This window comes from Bacteroides sp. (assembly GCA_036351255.1).
Lineage (GTDB): Bacteria > Bacteroidota > Bacteroidia > Bacteroidales > UBA7960 > UBA7960.
This window is the reverse complement of record JAZBOS010000087.1, coordinates 32198-49943: the sequence shown is the minus strand read 5'-3', so window position 1 is coordinate 49943 and position 17746 is coordinate 32198. Positions and strand designations below refer to the sequence as shown.

Below are 17746 nucleotides of genomic sequence, written 5' to 3'. Positions count from 1 at the left end.
GAACTGATTGATAATCATTTGTTTGTATTTGTGTCTCATTTTGTTTTTAGTCTTAAAAACATACACATTCAGGTAAAAAAAATCATAACCTGCCACACCATGGTCGTACCATGCTCGTGTAATGGTCCTACCGTCTTCAGATAAGGTTTGTGTACACACGACCATGGTAGGTCGTTGGTGGGTTAGTGGTTGCCCCGATTGCTTTGTCTGCAAAAAGCAGGAGAAAGGGATGATGAGAAAAGCTTAGGTTTTTTGGTGCTGAGCTATGGAAGTTGTTCCAAAAACATGACCAGTTCGGTCAAGTGGCTGGGGTTGGAAAAATCTGTATTCTTCTTTTGGATGAAGTCGCGAAGTTCCTTTCTGAATTCAGGAAAATCGCGCAGTAATTGTCGCTGGTTTTTTACTTCGACAAGGGTTTTGTCTTTCCCTATCATGAATTTTTCGTTGTACCTGAGGGTGATTTCAATTTCCTGGTTCGAACTGTTGAGCAGGTAAAACTCACCGCTGGGGCCGGTATGAATATAGGTGGCCTGATCGATGGAGGAGGTGTTGTCAATGGTTCCGTAGGCTCCACGGACTACTGGCCTGGCCGATACGTTGATGCTGCGTTTCTGATAAAGGGGAAGTTTCCCTTCCGACAAGACTTCAAGGTACCCCACATCAGGCAGGTGAATAAAGGTAGAGCCCTTTACCTTCATTTTGCTGAACTCGGTGGGATCTATGATTTGAATGCCGCGTCGGGTTTGGATTTCTATCACATCGCCCAGGATGTTGTAATTTACGCTTGCGGTATACGTGCTTCCATTGGTATGGGTAATTTCGGCCTCCTGCATGGCGGGAAACAGGAATATCAGGGACGAATCAGCTACTTCTTCAACGGCCACCTGCCCACCTACCAGGCGTATGCTCTGCGATTTCTGGGCCAGCGACTCTTGGGAGAGCATCAGCAAGCAGATCAGAAATACGGGAAAGAATTTTTTCATGATTTTATGTCATTTACATGCAAAATAGCAAAAAAACGCGAAAAGCCGAAGTTTTTGGATAAAAAAGAGGCTGTGCCTTCAGACACAGCCTCTTTAAGAGTATAGTGGTCAGACTACTCAACAATGCTGAGTTTCTTAACTATAATACCATCCTGGTCCACAATTCGGATGAAATAGTATCCGGTTTTCAGTGAACGCGTGCTGATGTTAGTGCTTCCACTGAGATCATTGAAGCTTTCCAGTGTCTGACCCAGCGTGTTCACCAGGTAAACATCAGCCGTTTTGTCGGCAGGCAATTCAAGGGTGAATTGATCGCGGGCTGGATTGGGATATACCCGGGTCTGTCCGGCAAGGCTTTCTTCCACGCCAGTGCCATCGGCATACAGAGTGATTTGAACCTCTTGGTCAATATCCACAATTTCAACAGTGCCTTCATAGGGGAAGTAGTATTCGTGTTCAACCACAATGTCGTAAGTGCCGGGCAACAGGTCGTCAACCAGGTATTTGCCTGCTTCAAAAGTCTGATCACCAACTTGTATTGTGGCATTGGTCAGGACGTTATCCCATTCGTCGATCACAGAGAAGGCCAAATTAAAGACCCTGTCGAGGGTTACCTCAATGGTCTTGGCCTCTTCTTCCACGTTGAATTGCTGGCCAATGATGGGCCGGTGATTTTCAGCCGTAGCCGTGTACCTGTAAAAATCGGGGCTGGTCATCAGGGTAAACTCAGTCTGCCCTTCTGCGTTGGTGAGCTGGCTGAGGCTTCCCACAGCAATTTGAGCGCCTTCGAGGATTTCACCCATTTGGTTGTTTATCACGAAGGTGATTAGCTGTTCATCGGCGGGATCATCGGCAGCAAAGGCAAGCCACAGATTGGGTCTGTTGGCGGTGGTTCCGTTAATGGCGGGGAGGGGGTTGGTGTCACTGTATCCGTATGCCACCAAATTGGCAGACTGGTTAGTCGTCGCAACCTTATAATAGGTTGATGTCCAGTTTGGAAGCAAGCCCCAGGTAATCTCAACTACCAGGTTGCTTTGGCCATCATAAGCAAAAGGCTCGATTTCCCAGGTGTGCCAACCGGTGACGGTGGGCATCTGATAAGCATCTGCGGTGAAAACCACCTCGGCATCGCTCATATCAATGTAAGCGTTCGTGGTGAAGGCTTCCTGTTCAATATGCTTGATCCGGATGTTGAAGTTGGGCAGGTTGTTGTACTGATTGGCTACCTGGACAATGTTGAAGCCCAGTTCAAGGATGGTTTTCTCGCCTTCACCCATTTCGCTGGACAAGTAGATCATCTGGCTGCGGTTGGCTTTGTAATAATTATAGAATGGGTATTGAGCAGAAGTGGCATTTCCGGTTCCAAGGGTTGTTTCGGGTACTTGCCCGATGATGAGATCCTGCTGTGATTCAAACAGGTGTCCGTCTTCAATGGAAAATAGCACGGGGAGCATGGTTCCTTCGACTACGGCCTGGTGGGCGGTGACGGTATAAGGGACATCAAGAAATTCGCCAGCAGGGATGACAGGGAGTTCGGTTTCATACTCGTGAACGGTGAAGTAGGGGTTTTCGGCCAGGAACAGGGCAATGGGTGACATGGCAGGAGCTCCCCCGTTGTTCGTATAACGCACGACCAGGTCGGCCGTTTCACCGGGATCGAGACGGTTGTTACCATCGCCTTCCCCATCGGCAACGGCCAGTTCGCCAATGGTAAACATGGGCGAATAGATCCGCATGATGAAGTTGGATGACCAGGTGTTCTCTTCAGCATCAATGATGTTAAGGGTAAACAACACGGAATGATTGTCGGGAATCACTTGGGCAATTTTCACCATGAAAGCTCCTTCCACCATTTCGATTCCGTCTTCCTCAATCAGACCATAGGCTTGTTCATCCTGAAGGATTGTTACATAAGGGCTTTCGGTGGTCAGTGTGGCTTGCACTTCCTGTGCGGGGTCTATGCCAACGTTCTTCAGGGCAACGTTCAGGTTAAGGGTTTCTCCATAGTCAGCCTGGTTATTGTCATTCCACAATTCATCTTCGACAAGGAGCTGATTGAAGATCACATAAGGACCATCGGGAGGAATCACCTGGATTTCCTCGTCAATCAGGGTGACCTTATTGAAACCTGTTACTGCCAGGGTAAGGGTTCCGGGCTCAGTAAGGGGTTCTGCAAAGGTAACAGTGGCAGTGCCGTTTTCAACTACTGCTGTTCCAATGATTTCAATGACATCATCTATTTCGTTGTAGCGTGAAAGGGCAACTGTAGCGCCATCAGCATTTTCTACAGAAATTTCAAACTCTGAAAGGCCGATCAGGATCACTGGGTTATAGGTAGCCATAATGGGTATAGGAACATCGGTACGTACTTGGAGGCTTGGGTCGCCAAAGAGGTTCCAGGTGTCGTGAGTTTCGATTCCGCTGCTTCCATGCGAGGCAATCATAATCATACTTCCGTTGATAGAAAGGCCGCCATAGGTGCGCTTGATGTGGTCACGTTTTTCTGCCATGATCGTTACCATTTCATCCTGCCCGGTCATCGGGGGTGTCCAGGCCTGATTGATCGTGGACATAAGCGTACCAATGGCTCCGGTTGGCTGACCTTCGTGGGTTGCTCGCATCCAGGCTTCAGCAAAGCAAAAGTTGCTGACGAAAGAACCGTTGACACAGGCTACTGACCAAATAAAGGGGAGCTTGTTGATGTTGGTTAGCTGATTGACATGTGCGATGTTGTAGTTGGCAACGCTCCAGCCATCGATTGAACCGTGGTTGATATAATTGATGATGGAAACCCCGTTGTTGATCCCTGCAGAGATTTGGGCTGCAGTGGTATTGGTAACGCCAGGAACGTTTCCGTCATATTCCCTGTAAACTACATCATAAGTGAAGTTCAGAAGCGTGTCGCGGATTAGGTCCATATGCTGATAGTCAGCTTCGCCATTGTGACCTTGTCCGGCCCCTTCATTACGTGCAACACCCATGCCGGTGTTCAGCCAGGTGTCGGTTTCGTTGATGTCCCTTTCGTAATGGATCATACGTTCGACCTGGGTTTCAACATTGCCGATGTTTTCGGCTGAAAAGCGGCCGACAAAAATCTCATTGTAGGAGTCGGTCCCTACAAGATATCCGTAGGCATTATCGGAAGCACCGTTAGAGGTACTATTGGCGGGGATTTGCGGTGCGTCGCCCACCAGGAGCAGATAAGTAAAGTCCTCGTTTTCGGTGTAGTAATTTTGTACGAATGTCTTGATGGCAGCTGCCGTAGAGCCTGCTTCAGATTTGAGGACCATTTCGGTTTTGCGACCGATGGTACGCTTCCAGTTTACAAAGGGTTGCATGGCTTCCGCAAAATCGTCGAATACGATGATCAGCATGCTGCCTTCTTCATCAATAATGTATTTCCCAGTTTCATAATATTCCATATTGAGGAACATATGGTTATAGATCTGGCGAAATTCGCTTTCCAGTTGCGACAGGTCCTTGGAACGTGCCAGGATGTTTTCGCCGGGCCTGCCGGTACTGGTCACTTCAACGACAATATCGGTATATACCCTGAGGGTTTTCGTCACGGGGTTGTACTGGAATGGGAAAATGGTTACAGTCTGGCCCCTGAAATCGCGGATGATGAAGGGGTCTTCCAACTGGGCCAGAATGCCGGGCCAGAATGCATCGTTTTGATATACCTCGCTATAGGTGTAGGGAACATCATCGGGGTTGATATCGCGGGTAAAATGGCCCTTGGAGGGAAGGACTTCGATGTTTTCGAAATCCTCGTAGCTTGAGCGCACCACCCTTACTTCCATCTCCTCAGTATCCGGGATGATAATAGAGGTATAGAGTTTGGCCAGATCGGGAGCTCCCTTTTCTATGATCTGAACTCCATTCTCCAGGCTGATAAGTTGCTGGATGCCTTGGGGAGTCCTGATGTCAGTGGATAAGAACCCATCGACCGAGAACTGAATTTGTGTGGTCTGGATATTACTGTTGATCAAGGTAATGTCAGCAGGCTGGGGATGGGATTGTCCAATGCCCACCCAGGAAGACTGTGCAGAAAGGACACCTACCAGGCCCAACAAGACAAGACAAAAGGGGAAAATGGATTTCTTCATTGTACTGGTTTCTTGGGTAAGAAAAAGAAGCACCGGGCTCATTAAGCCCAGTGCCGAAAAGATTTTGAATTATTGAAGGATGATTTTCTGGATCAGGGTATGATCACCGGCCACCACTTTTATGTAGTATATTCCGCTGGCATATCCACGCAGATTTAAATCAAGTTGGGTTTCTCCAAAGTGGGGAGTAAGCAATTCCTGGCTGAGGGTTTGTCCCTGGTAATTCGTAAGGCTGACCATTGCACCTTCACCGCCAGCATTCACTAGCAGGCTGATGGGCCCGCGGGTTGGGTTGGGATATACATCTAAGGTCAATCCTTCATTGAGTTCGGTGATCGTAGTTCCGTCAGGAGTCAGGGTAATATCCATTTCGAGGTTTTCATCCATAATTTCAAAGGTACCGGTATAATCAAAATAACTTTCGCGGGAAATTGTGTAGTTATGGATTCCTGCAGGCATGCCCACGATATCATATACACCGGCATTGTGGGTCTCATCATCTACCATAATCACGGCATCATCTACCACGTTGCCCCAGGTGTCGTCAATGCTGAAAACCACATTGTACAGGGGAATGAAATTAAGGATGATTTCCTCTGCCTGGTCTGTTATTTCAATGGAACCGCTAATGGGATCCATGATGCCAGCCGTTGCGGTATAGGCATAGGTTCCGGGCATCAGGTTAAAGGTAGTGGTTCCTTCGTTACTGGTATGCTGTTCTGAAGAACCAATTTTCACGGCTGCATCTTCCAGGAATTCATCGCCGGCTTTGGCAACAAAGACCACTTCCTGGGCTTCTTCGGTCTGCTCAGCAGCAAATGCCAGGAACAAGTTGGGCCTGTTCCCGGTAACCCCATTGTAGCTGGGTACGATCTGGGTGTCGCTGTAACCATAGGCTACCAGGTTTTCGGGATAGGTAGTACAAGCCACTTTGTAATAAGTTGAAGTCCAGTTGGGAAGTTGACCCCAGACTACTTCAATAATGAGGTTGGATTCGCCATCATAAGTAAAGTCCTGGATGTCCCAGGCATGCCATCCGGTAGCATCGGGCATGCTGTATGCGGCAGCAGAGAATACCTCGACAGCACCGCTCATATCCTGGAATGACCCGCTGGGCATGCTGGTAAGGGTAGTGGGCTTGATAAGGATCTTGAAGTTGGGAAGATCGCGATAATTGTTTGCAACCTGAACAATATTGAATCCAAGTTCGGTGATTACTTTTTCACCTGCGCCCAAATCACTGGCCCTGTAAAGCATCTGGGTGCGGTTGGCCTTGTAGTAATTGTAGAAAGGATACTGGGCAGATTGTGCGTTTCCTTCACCTATTTCAGCTTCGGGAACCTGGCCAATGACCAGTACTGGTTCCACACCAAAAAAGTCACCATCTTCCACTTCCACGTCAAGGTTTACGAAAGTGCCATCGATTACAGAGGGATGTGCGGCTACCTCAAAAGGTACCTCGACGGTTTCACCAGCAGCCAGGGGAGCCAGTTCGAGGATACCCTGTGTAATGTTAAGATAAGGGGAGTCGCCCTGGATTTCAATCACGGGAAGGTTGGCCGTTGCATCACCATTGTTGGTGAGGCTGAATACCAGGTTCCCGGTTTCACCAGGATCAAGACGGTTGTTATTGTCGCCGGTTTCGCTATCATCCACAATAAAAGCGGGGTCAATGGAGAACTGGGGAGCAAATGCGGTGATGCGAAGGTTGGAGATCCATTCATCATCACCATTTACAACCTTCACCTGGAAAGTAGCCTTGTGCTGATTGGGAACGCTGGGGTCAACAGCCATCGAGAAGGCATTCTCAACGGTAGAGGTATTGTCTTCTTCGCCTGCCTGCATACCCGCAAAAGTTACGGTTTCACCTGCATTCATCAGGCTAAAGTAGGAGTCTTCGCCCAGGAGAGTGACAGATACATCCTCAACAGGATCTGCGCCAACGTTTTTAAGGGTTAGGTGGAGGCTGAACGCCTCGCCGTAATCGGCCATTTCGTTGGCATTGCCTTCATCATCGTTTACGATATAGCTGTCAAGGACAATAAAGGGACCTTCGAGCGCTGCGGCCGGGATATCAGCAACATAGGGGATATGCTGGTATTTGGTGACCACAATGCGGACATCGCCACCGTCCAAAACAGGTTCAATGGGAACTTCCACTTCGCCACTATCGTCTACGAATGAAGCACCGTGAAGTACGCCATCTTTCGAGATGGCCACATAAGAGCCGGGGAGGGCGGTGACAGTATAGGTGTCAAGGCCAATGGGCAGTATGGGCATATGGCTTACCTGGTTTTCTTCTCCTTCTGTCAGGTAAATGAATGTGGAGGGATCGCCGAAAGTGTGATAAGCTTGCCAGTAATAAAGAGGGCTGGAGTGACTGGGATAATTCTGAATATCTACTTCGGTAACAGCGAGGTTACCCACGAACTTCAAGGCAGCTACTGCAACGTAATCAGACATGAAGGGGGCATCGTAAACACCAAGGGTGGTTTCAATGGCGGTAGGTACATATCCGCTGTTGTTTCCGGTAATTGGAAATGCGCCAACGGCCCAGTAAAAGTCTTCAAACCAATAGGTGCTAGGTGCTGAGCCTACATAAGCTATACCCCCCTTGTTGGCTGCTCTTACCCAAGCTTCACCAATACTCTCCGAACCATAACCAAAGTTACTGCTCAGGCAGCAGTTACCAACGGCCAGGGGATATTTGGCTGTATTGGTCATGTTATGAACTCCTGAAACTGTCAAGTTAGGCGTGCCCCAGGAAGTTTCACTACAGTGAGCCGTGTAATTAATCAAACTTACCGAAATTCTTTCGTTGTCGTAACAACCGGTATAATTTGTAAGATAGGCGTTGACGTTGGTAAAGCCGTGGGCGGCGTTAAAATAGTTCTGGGTTCCATAATGAATGGTGGGTTGACCAACGGCAGGGTTCCAGGTTCCATCTGCTCCTGCAATCAGGGTAACATCGTTCAGGTAGGTGGGATCGGTAAACTCGTATTTTTCATAATACAAAATTTTGTCGATCTGGTTTTGGAGTTGTTCTACTGTTCCTGCCGAAAGACGACCGTAGTACATTTCGGGGAAGTAGTCGCCATCAACCGAGGCATAATAAAGGTCAGTTACTTTGGCAGAGGAACTACCCATTGCTGATTCAGGCATACGGGCGCGGTCGCCGACTAAAACAAGGAATGTCGGGGCCGGGTCATCCGGTGTAGCTGCATTATACTGCGCGTGAATATAGTTTTTAATGGCAGTGGCGTTGGTACCGATTTCATCTGTATAAGCTACAGTGAGGAAGAAGCCCTGCTGGGTTTTCCAGTCAAGGTAAGGCTGGAGTGTTTCTTCAAACATACGGTTAGCAACCACGACCATCTTCACAGGGTTTTTGGTAAGGTCGGGGTGATCGTCGTAAACATCTTTAAGGCCATAAGGATTCAGCACTTTTCCGTAAACGACATCGAAATATGGGGAAAAAGTAGAGGTCTTAATGTGGCTTGTGAGTGCCATATCAGCGCCAGGATATCTGACTTCAACCTCAATGTTGTTGTAAACCTTAATGGTTCCCTGTACGGGGTTGTAGCTCACGGGAGCAATGGTAAGGCGTGCGATACGAACACCGCGCATCACACCTAGGATCTCCACCTTTGCAATGGGGTTTTCAGTAAACTGGTTTTTATTGAAACTTTCCGCTTTGAACTCGAAAGGAACCTGGCTGGCTTCCTGGTCTTTACGCAGGGAGGGCTGAACAGGCATCAGCGGGTTATTGATCCCGAAATCAGACAGGCGATACTCGGTCGTAGTGTATTTTACCACTTCCACTTCTACATCTGCTCCGAATGGAACTTCAATCAGGCGCTTGTCGGCTGGGAGTTTAGGAGTGCCCAGATCTCCAATGGAATAGCCCTGATCGAGCATTAGCTCGGAAAAGGTTCCCTGCTCAGTTTTAACATCAATGGCACTTACACCCTGAAATTTAAAATCAATTTTGGTCCTTTGAAAATCATTTGCTTTGACTTCAGCGGCGCTGACATCACTCCTGAAGTCAATGCGGGCAGCCTGTGCATTGACATGCTGCCATCCAATAACCATAACCAGCAGCAATAGAACCTTTGCAACTGGCAAAAGGGGTAGAAATCTCTTCATGATTAATTAATTAATTGGAAATTAAAAAATTGTGTTTGTTGGCGCGCTAAAAGTACGAAAATTGATCTGAATATCCAACCGTATTTTTCAGCGTTTTCCTTGGCCTGCTTATTTAAAAACAGAATAAAGAGCGGGCTTTCAAAAAAGAGAAAGTTAAAACCCCCTTAAATCAATTGGATTGAATTGAATATTAAGACTGTTTCGCTTATGCAGAATGCTAAAGGAAAGAGATGGCATGCTTCCAGCACTAATCTTTTTTATCGAGCAGAAGGGAAATGTTGCGAACGGGCAATACAGAGGCAAGCCAGCCGATGCCAAAAACGGTAATGGCAACCAGGAGAAAGTCGATTGCTTTGATTTGGACGGGATAGGCATCGATGATAAAAGTGCCCTCCGCTTGAATGGATATTATGCCAAAACGCATTTGGAGCCAGCTGACAATCCCGCCAAGGACAATGCCAGCCAGAGCGCCACCCAGGCTGATAAGAACGCCTTCCATGAGGAAAATTTGCCTGATTACTTTTTTGGATGCCCCCATGTTGTGGAGGATGCGGATGTCATGTGTTTTTTCGATCACCAGCATAGTCAGTGAACCGATCACATTGAAGGAAGCAATGATGAGGATAAAGGAAAGGATGAGGAAGATAGCCCATTTCTCAGAACGCATCACTTTGTAAAGAAAGTCTTGCTGCTGCAGACGATTCCTCACCTGGAAAGAGGGTCCCAGCAGATCCTCAACTTCCCTTTGAACCCGGGAAAGGCTGGCATTGGCTTCGATGCCAACGACCAGGGAGGTAACCTCCGTATCATAGTCTAGGAGGCTGCGGGCAAGGCGCAAGGGTACCAGGATATATTCCATATCGAACTCGGCTTGAATCCCGAAAACCCCGCTGGCATAGTTGCTGGAAGCATGAAAGGCCTGTGAGGGCTGCAAACCCGTACTCCTTCCCCGCCGGGGAACATAAAGATTGAGGGGGTTGAGAAAGTCATTGATGTTGGCCCCAAGCACATACTCAACCCCTTGCCCCAATATCAGGTAATCGGCATCGCCGTCCTCCAGAATCAACTGGCCAGCAACCAGCATCGTGTCTATCCCGGTGATTTTTATATAGGTCTCATTGACCCCACGCATGGTGACCAGGTGCTGCTTGTCGCGGTAGGTGATCAGGGCGGTTTCTTCAAGGATCTCACTGTAAAGGGCAACGCCCTGAATGTTTTTCAAGTCTTCGAGGGGGATGTCTTCCAAAGAAAACACCTTTCCTTCCGTCAGCCGGATCTCCATGTCGGGATTGAAAGCATTAAACAAAGAAAGGATGAGTTTTTCAAAGCCGTTGAAAACCGAAAGCACCACGACCAGCGCCATAGTGCCCACAGCCACCCCGATCATGGAAACCAGGGTGATAATATTAATGGCATTGTGCGACTTTTTCGCAAACAAATACCGCCGTGCTATGAAAAAGGGGAACTTCAATGTTATTTTTGATTGAGTTTATAAGCTTTGACCAATAATCCCGTACCTGTTTTGTGACTTTTTTGCACATCGAGGGCATTAAGCAACAGGGCAAAAGGCATGACCAAAAGAAAATAAACTGGAAGAGTTATTAGAAACCATTTTGAAACGCCCAAAAGAAGGATGGGGTATTTCATGGAGAATTTCCATGATATCTTGCCCGGAATTCCATAAGTATATTGGGTTTCCACTTTAGAAAATCCAGCCCCTTTGAGTTTTTCTTCTATTTCCTGCTTTCCGTATCCATCGCGAACATGTTCTCCGATGAAGGATTCCTCCTCTGGATCGTGCACGTCGCTTCCACCCTGATCAGAAGGAGTGCTGATCAGCAACATACCTCCTTCCCTTAAAGAATAGAAGAAGTTGCTAAATACCTGCTCATCTGGTTCAATGTGCTCCATTACATCCACGGAGAGGATCAGGTCAAAAGCCTTTTCCTGACGGTAAATGGTAAGGTCGCCTTCCCGGAACTGAGCGTTGTTAAGGCCTGCCTTCTTGAAAAAAGCCCTGCAGGCCGCAATTTCTTCTGCTTTTACATCAAGGGCTAAAACATCCCACTCAGGATTTTTTCGCGCCATGTAATAAGTGTATTGCCCGAACCCGCTTCCTGCGTCCAATACCTGCACCCTTCCCGTTGGTTTAATTCTGGCAAAAATGCGCAATGCCTTATGCACATGCCAGGTTCGTAACAAAAGGATATCAAGCAAATGATAAAAAACCTTCCGCAAAAAAGCGGATTGGTTGAACAGCCTGCCGAGGGTTTTCTTTATGGGGTCGTAATTCATGAAGCCCAAAGTTATTCTTTAAGTAGACGTTCAATGTTCTCGATATAATCTAGGCTGTCGTCAATATAAAACCGTAGATCGGGAATATGGCGGAGTTGGTTTTTTACCCGCAGACCCAGCTGGTGACGGATTTCTTTGGTGTGGGTTTCAACCAGTTTTAAGGTTTCCGGGGCTCCTTTTCCAAAGATGCTGAGATAGGTTTTAGCAAGTCCCAGATCACTGGTAACTTGAACCTTAGTGACGGTAATCAGGGCGCCAGGAAACCAGGCGCGCCCTTCTTGTTGCAGGATCTCACCCAGGTCTTTTTGCAACAGGCGGGAGATCCTTTTTTGTCGGTTTGTTTCCATAGGTGCAAAGATAGTTAAAAATCAGGCCGCGGAAGCCTTTGGGTCATTTGGCTCAAAGACAAATTTAAATGGATTTCAGGTTTTTATGGTTTCAAATATTGTGATAGTTTGAAATTTTGCCCTATTTTTAGGCATCCATTTTAATTCATGCCCAAAACAAAAAAACCCATCAGCTATGGCAACACCCGCATTTTTTTATCAAGATCCTTACCCATTAGGTCCAGACGACACCCAATATTACAAACTCAGTGGCGATCATGTGAGTCTTACGGAATTTGAAGGAAAGCCCATCCTGAAGATTTCTGCAGAAGCCCTGACGATGCTTACCCGGGCAGCCCTTCGCGATGCTTCTTTTTTGCTGCGCCCCATTCATCTGAAACAGGTGGCTGCTATTCTCGATGATCCTGAAGCCAGCGACAATGATAAATATGTTGCCCTAACCCTGTTGCGCAATGCTGAAATTTCCGCCAAAGGGGTACTACCATTTTGCCAGGATACTGGCACTGCCACTATTTTTGCCCATAAGGGGCAGCAGGTGTGGACCGGAGTAGATGATTACGAAGCCATCTCAAAAGGGGTTTATCAGGTTTATACCGAAGAGAACCTTCGTTATTCACAAACAGTGCCCTTGGATATGTATAAAGAAAAGAACTCCGGCACCAATTTACCGGCCCAAATAGACTTACGGACCAGCGAAGGTATGGAATATGAGTTTCTTTTTGTTGCCAAAGGAGGTGGTTCGGCCAATAAAACGTCCCTGTTTCAGGAAACCAAGGCGCTGCTTAACCCTGAAAAACTGGAGTCTTTCCTGGTCGAGAAGCTTCGCTCGCTGGGAACGGCGGCATGCCCTCCTTATCATGTGGCTTTCGTAATTGGAGGCACTTCGGCTGAAGCCTGCCTGAAAACAGTTAAGCTGGCTAGTGCTCGGTATTACGACCATTTGCCTGGTTCGGGCAATGAACACGGGAGGGCTTTTCGTGATCTTGAGCTGGAAGAAAGAGTGTTGAAAGCTTCGCAAAAACTGGGTATTGGTGCACAATTCGGGGGGAAATACTTTGCTCTTGACATTCGCATCATACGTTTGCCCCGCCACGGTGCCTCCTGTCCGGTAGGCATGGGGGTTTCCTGTTCGGCTGACCGGAACATCAAAGCAAAGATCAATAAGGATGGCCTTTGGATAGAAAAACTTGAAGATAATCCTGGTCATTTTATCCCTGATGCTTATCGCCAGGCTGGAGAAGGTGGAGGCGTAAAAGTCGACCTCAACCAGCCCATGAAGGATATTCTTGCCCTGCTTTCCAGCCATCCGGTTGGCACCCGCTTATCGCTTACGGGTACAATTATCGTTGGTCGCGATATTGCCCATGCCAAACTGAAAGAACGTTTGGATAGTGGCGAAGGCCTTCCGCAGTATCTGAAAGACCACCCCATTTATTATGCCGGTCCGGCCAAAACCCCACAAGGTTTGCCTTCAGGATCTTTCGGTCCTACTACAGCTGGCAGGATGGATTCCTATGTGGACCTGTTCCAGCAGCACGGGGGAAGTATGATTATGATCGCTAAAGGCAACCGCAGCCAGCAGGTGACAGATGCCTGTAAGAAATATGGCGGTTTTTATTTGGGCAGCATTGGCGGCCCGGCTGCCGTATTGGCTGAGGAAAACATTCGCAAGGTCGAACTGCTCGAATATCCCGAACTGGGAATGGAAGCCATTTACCGCATTGAAGTGGAGAACTTCCCCGCATTCATTCTGGTGGATGATAAAGGCAATGATTTTTACAGGATGGCCTGAGAATTGGATGAACAACATCAGCCCGGCATTCGTTTAAAGATCATTCCAGGGATTATACCATCCCGGGGAAGGACCCGGGATGGTTTTTTGTTGACCAAAAAACAGAACAGATATGTACAGGACGGAATATGATACCATGGGATCATTAGAAGTTCCCGATAACCGTTATTGGGGTGCACAAACCCAGCGTTCCCTTCAAAACTTCAAAATAGGGGAGGAGTTGATGCCAGGGGAGGTGATCCGCGCTTTTGCCATATTGAAAAAGGCTGCTGCCATCGTCAATCACGAAATGGGCGTTCTCTCAAAAGACTTGCTGGGGCCCATTGTTCAGGCTTGTGATGAGATTCTCGAGGGTCAGCTTGAAGGGAACTTTCCCCTGGTGGTGTGGCAAACAGGCAGTGGGACACAAACCAATATGAACCTCAACGAGGTCATTGCCAACCGTGCGCACGAGATTATGGGTGGCAAGCTGGGAGAACGGGAGAAAAAGGTGCATCCCAATGATCATGTAAATAAGTCTCAGTCCTCCAATGATACATTTCCGGCTGCCATGCATATTGCTGCCTATTCCATGATCGTGGAGAAAACCATCCCTGCCCTGAAAAAACTTCAGCACGCCCTTGACCAGAAAGCAGAGGCCTTTAATGATATTGTAAAGATCGGCCGGACCCATTTTATGGATGCCACACCCCTGACGCTTGGTCAGGAATTTTCAGGGTTTGCTTCGCAAATTGAACATGGCATCCGGGCATTGAAGAATACCTTGGATCATTTAAGTGAACTGGCCTTGGGGGGTACAGCTGTGGGGACGGGGATCAATGCCCCCAAAGGTTTTGACAAGAAAGTTGCCGGGAAGATAGCCGAGTTAACAGTCCACCCTTTTGTTACGGCACCCAATAAGTTTGAAGCCCTTGCCGCTCATGATGCGATAGTGTCAACCAGTGGGGCCCTCAAAACAATCGCCGTAAGCCTGATGAAGATCGCCAATGATATCCGTATGCTGGCTTCAGGACCCCGTTGTGGCATCGGTGAGATTACCCTTCCGGCCAATGAGCCGGGAAGTTCCATTATGCCGGGTAAGGTAAACCCAACCCAGTCCGAAGCCGTGACTATGGTAGCCGCCCAGGTGATCGGAAACGATGCTGCCATTGCAGTAGGAGGGATGAATGGTCATTTTCAGTTGAATGTGTTCAAGCCTCTTATGATCTATAACCTTCTGCAGTCCGCACAGCTGATTGCCGATGTATGCCATTCCTTTACCGATAATGCGGTTGCTGGCATTGAGGCCAGCAATGAGCGGATCAGCCACCACCTGAATAACTCACTGATGCTGGTTACCGCACTGAATCCGCATATTGGATATGATAATGCCGCCAGGGTGGCAAAAAAAGCCTTTGAGGAAAACCTGAGCCTGAAAGAAGCAGCAGTTCAGCTTGGTTTAGTGACCGCTATGGATTTCGATCGTTGGGTAGATCCTTCAAAAATGGTATGATTCCTTAAAAAACAAAAAAGCTGCTCACCTTCAGGTGGCAGCTTTTTTGATTATACCGGGCAATACTAATATTCCCATAGGTCGTGTTCGAAATTACGTATGGCTTCTTTCACCCTTTCTGATTCGAGCAGGGCATCCAGGCCTGAATAGTATTCCTGTATACGGCGGTCATGAACATTCGACTCCTTGTATACATAACTACTGAAGAATCTGCGCAGGAACATATCATCGTAGGACATGCGCTGTGCATCATTGTGACGGTTAAACACCTCGGAATTCGCAAGGGTTTTCCTGGCGTCCGGATAATAGACCCAGAACAGGGGTTCATCTCCACGGGATTCGCCGGTGAGGGGATCAATGTTGTCCCTAACGGGGCAAATCCCAAGAACCCTGACATCAAGGACAGAACGTTTGCTGTCAAAGAACCATTCTTCTTTGATCCTGAATCGTATTACGTCAGCCGGATTAAAAGGAATACTAAATGTGGTGTCAAATTCCAGGTACGGAGGTTCTGGCCGCTGCATGGTAATGGTCTGTGTCCGCTCAAGCTGCGAGAACAGTTGTTCTGGCGTCATGGGGATGGTAAACTCATCATTATCCACACTATAGGCGGTTATGGATCCCTCCCTGATTCCATCGACCAATACCTGCATAAGACTGCGGCGGCTGTTGGTGGGTGTGATGGGGAAATACAGGGGCTGGTTCATTTTCTCTCTCATATCAATGACCTGCCATACCCTTTTTGCCATGAATACATCGGCTTCCCTAACGTAGGGTAAGGCGGCGGGTTCTTTTTCTTCTATCATTACCTTGTCATAGAAGCCGTCGCGCGTTGTTTCAATAACCTGGGCAATGGATTGCAGGGAGAATAAGAGTCCCAGCATCGTGATTACTATTGCATTTTTAGCCATAGGAATAACCTCCAAATATTTTAATCTGGTATTAGTTAATTGTAAAAGTTATGGGCGACAGGGTCCTGGTTCTTCCATCAGGACCTGGCCGGGTTGTGATGTTTTCAAAGATCACACGTTGTCCACGGGAAGCGTTGTTAATGACCTGCATCATTTCCTGTGTGAAGCGGTTTCCTGCGCCCTGGAAAGTCCTGAAGTCACCTGCAATTTGTGTTGCCATGGTGAAGTTGGCGATTTCGAAGTTCATGTCGAATTCGAAGTTCTCCAGGCGTGGGATAATAGCTCCTGCCAAAGCAAGTTCTTCGCGTGATATACGACCTTCGCGACGACCGGCAATGTATGCAACCGGGTCGGGAACGTTTCTGACTCTGAATACCGAGGTACCCATGCTACGGCTGCTGCCTTCAACCACAGCATTAACCGTAATGCGCACTTCAGTCGTGCCGGGGCTGACTCTGACAGTATATCCGGTGCCACCTCTTGGGGTGAGTGTTGCTCCCGAAGAAATGGAAGGACGAATGTTCTCAGTGGGAACACCGGGAACTGAAATAGATACCGGGTTTTCTACCCCAATGTAAAACAGATTCATCTTATCAGCAGAAACCGTTACCGAAGGCTGCTGAACCATGAAACTGCTCTGGAAGGGATACTCCTGCGGGATACCGGCAGGGTTGGTTACCCTGATCACCCCGCTGAAGGACCTCGATCCCGTTCCTGAAGCAGGGATGCGGAGTTTACCCACACCACCTTCAGCCGGAATACGCTGGCCGTTCACAATAATTTCAGGCTGCTGTTTTGAGTCGTAAGCAGCCACGAAGATGTCAGCCTCATAGCTTTCGCCTGCCAGAACGATCTGGCTGTTGGGAACAACCCTGGCTGCAATATTGTCAAACTTAAAGTCATCGGCCGAAATGGAACCATACAAGGTGTTCACCACGTCAAATTCAGCATTGCGGACTTCTGTGACGATACGGGTGAGGTTGGTGGCCACAGCAACGGGGATTACTCTGTCAAACATATGCTGCTGCCAATTAATCTCTACCGAACTGTTGGGAAGATAATAAGGCCCTTCCAGATCAAGCCCGAGGTTGACGGCATCCTGAAGTTCATGTTCTTCAAGTATGCCTTCGAGCGCGGTCCTGAAGTCCAGCAGTTTCTGGTGAAGTTCATACGCACGGGTGCCCCGGCCGCCCGGTTGCAAGGGATCCTGGTTGTTATCCTGGAGCCAGAACCTGGATGATACGCTGTAATTATCCTTATTACTCAGGTCAAGCAAATTTAAATTCGCTGCTTGCTCAAGGGGAATGCCATCCACGACAGAGATCATAGAGGCCCTGCTTTCAGAGATGTATTCGATCAGCTCATTGGAAAGTTGTCTGACTTCCTGTGCTTGATCATAATAAGGCTGGACCTTTTCGGCACTAATGGCTTTTTGCTGATCAAAGTCACTCATGACGGTCTGGATCTTCTGGTCGAGGTTGGTGTTAGTTTGCTCGATCCCCTTGTTAATCAGGGGGAAGGAGTCCAGCACCTCAACCGAGACGTTGAGCGCCATCAGGGCCAGGAAGACCAGGTACATAAGGTTGATCATCCTTTGCCTGGGTGTTAGCTTACCTGCTGCCATAATTTATATCCTTTCTTTGTAAGATAACCTTTAACAAATGTTTTATC

General features: G+C 48.0%; 10 protein-coding genes. 2 read left to right on the top strand and 8 right to left on the bottom strand.

Annotation, left to right across the window (positions count from 1 at the left end; all coding sequences use genetic code 11):
* Positions 1 to 263 precede the first annotated feature (263 nt).
* The 6 genes from V2I46_08150 to V2I46_08125 form a co-directional block, all read right to left on the bottom strand.
* A complete protein-coding gene (locus tag V2I46_08150) occupies positions 264 to 983 on the bottom strand; it encodes a hypothetical protein (protein MEE4177466.1) in 720 nt (239 codons plus the stop codon).
* 113 nt (positions 984 to 1096) lie between these two features.
* Entirely contained in the window at positions 1097 to 5092 is a 3996-nt protein-coding gene (locus V2I46_08145; protein MEE4177465.1) for a C25 family cysteine peptidase, read from the bottom strand.
* Between the two features lie 69 nt (positions 5093 to 5161).
* A complete protein-coding gene (locus V2I46_08140) occupies positions 5162 to 9238 on the bottom strand; it encodes a C25 family cysteine peptidase (protein ID MEE4177464.1) in 4077 nt (1358 codons plus the stop codon).
* A gap of 247 nt (positions 9239 to 9485) precedes the next feature.
* The gene (locus V2I46_08135; GenBank protein ID MEE4177463.1) at positions 9486 to 10676 is read right to left on the bottom strand and encodes an FtsX-like permease family protein; all 1191 of its coding nucleotides are present in this window, start codon (positions 10674 to 10676) and stop codon (positions 9486 to 9488) included.
* A 35-nt stretch (positions 10677 to 10711) separates the two neighbouring features.
* Entirely contained in the window at positions 10712 to 11476 is a 765-nt protein-coding gene (locus tag V2I46_08130; protein MEE4177462.1) for a class I SAM-dependent methyltransferase, read from the bottom strand.
* Between the two features lie 68 nt (positions 11477 to 11544).
* The gene (locus V2I46_08125; protein MEE4177461.1) at positions 11545 to 11880 is read right to left on the bottom strand and encodes a ribosome-binding factor A; all 336 of its coding nucleotides are present in this window, start codon (positions 11878 to 11880) and stop codon (positions 11545 to 11547) included.
* Positions 11881 to 12055: 175 nt separating this feature from the next.
* On the opposite strand from V2I46_08125, the gene V2I46_08120 reads away from it, so the two are divergent.
* Both V2I46_08120 and fumC read left to right on the top strand, forming a co-directional pair.
* On the top strand, positions 12056 to 13672 hold the full coding sequence (locus tag V2I46_08120; GenBank protein MEE4177460.1) for a fumarate hydratase: 1617 nt from the start codon (positions 12056 to 12058) through the stop codon (positions 13670 to 13672).
* Positions 13673 to 13784: 112 nt separating this feature from the next.
* A complete protein-coding gene (gene fumC, locus V2I46_08115) occupies positions 13785 to 15164 on the top strand; it encodes a class II fumarate hydratase (GenBank protein ID MEE4177459.1) in 1380 nt (459 codons plus the stop codon).
* Between the two features lie 65 nt (positions 15165 to 15229).
* Here the strand turns inward: fumC and gldN are convergent, their stop codons facing one another.
* The gene (gene gldN / locus V2I46_08110) at positions 15230 to 16048 is read right to left on the bottom strand and encodes a gliding motility protein GldN (GenBank protein MEE4177458.1); all 819 of its coding nucleotides are present in this window, start codon (positions 16046 to 16048) and stop codon (positions 15230 to 15232) included.
* Positions 16049 to 16106: 58 nt separating this feature from the next.
* On the bottom strand, positions 16107 to 17699 hold the full coding sequence (gene gldM, locus V2I46_08105; GenBank protein MEE4177457.1) for a gliding motility protein GldM: 1593 nt from the start codon (positions 17697 to 17699) through the stop codon (positions 16107 to 16109).
* Between the last annotated feature and the right edge of the window lie 47 nt (positions 17700 to 17746).

Bases quoted from the DNA above. Each gene is read 5' to 3' on its own strand.
- V2I46_08150 (MEE4177466.1), bottom strand. From the start codon at position 983: ATGAAAAAATTCTTTCCCGTATTTCTGATCTGCTTGCTGATGCTCTCC.
- V2I46_08145 (MEE4177465.1), bottom strand. From the start codon at position 5,092: ATGAAGAAATCCATTTTCCCCTTTTGTCTTGTCTTGTTGGGCCTGGTA.
- V2I46_08140 (MEE4177464.1), bottom strand. From the start codon at position 9,238: ATGAAGAGATTTCTACCCCTTTTGCCAGTTGCAAAGGTTCTATTGCTG.
- V2I46_08125 (MEE4177461.1), bottom strand. From the start codon at position 11,880: ATGGAAACAAACCGACAAAAAAGGATCTCCCGCCTGTTGCAAAAAGAC.
- V2I46_08120 (MEE4177460.1), top strand. From the start codon at position 12,056: ATGGCAACACCCGCATTTTTTTATCAAGATCCTTACCCATTAGGTCCA.
- fumC (MEE4177459.1), top strand. From the start codon at position 13,785: ATGTACAGGACGGAATATGATACCATGGGATCATTAGAAGTTCCCGAT.
- gldN (MEE4177458.1), bottom strand. From the start codon at position 16,048: ATGCTGGGACTCTTATTCTCCCTGCAATCCATTGCCCAGGTTATTGAA.
- gldM (MEE4177457.1), bottom strand. From the start codon at position 17,699: ATGGCAGCAGGTAAGCTAACACCCAGGCAAAGGATGATCAACCTTATG.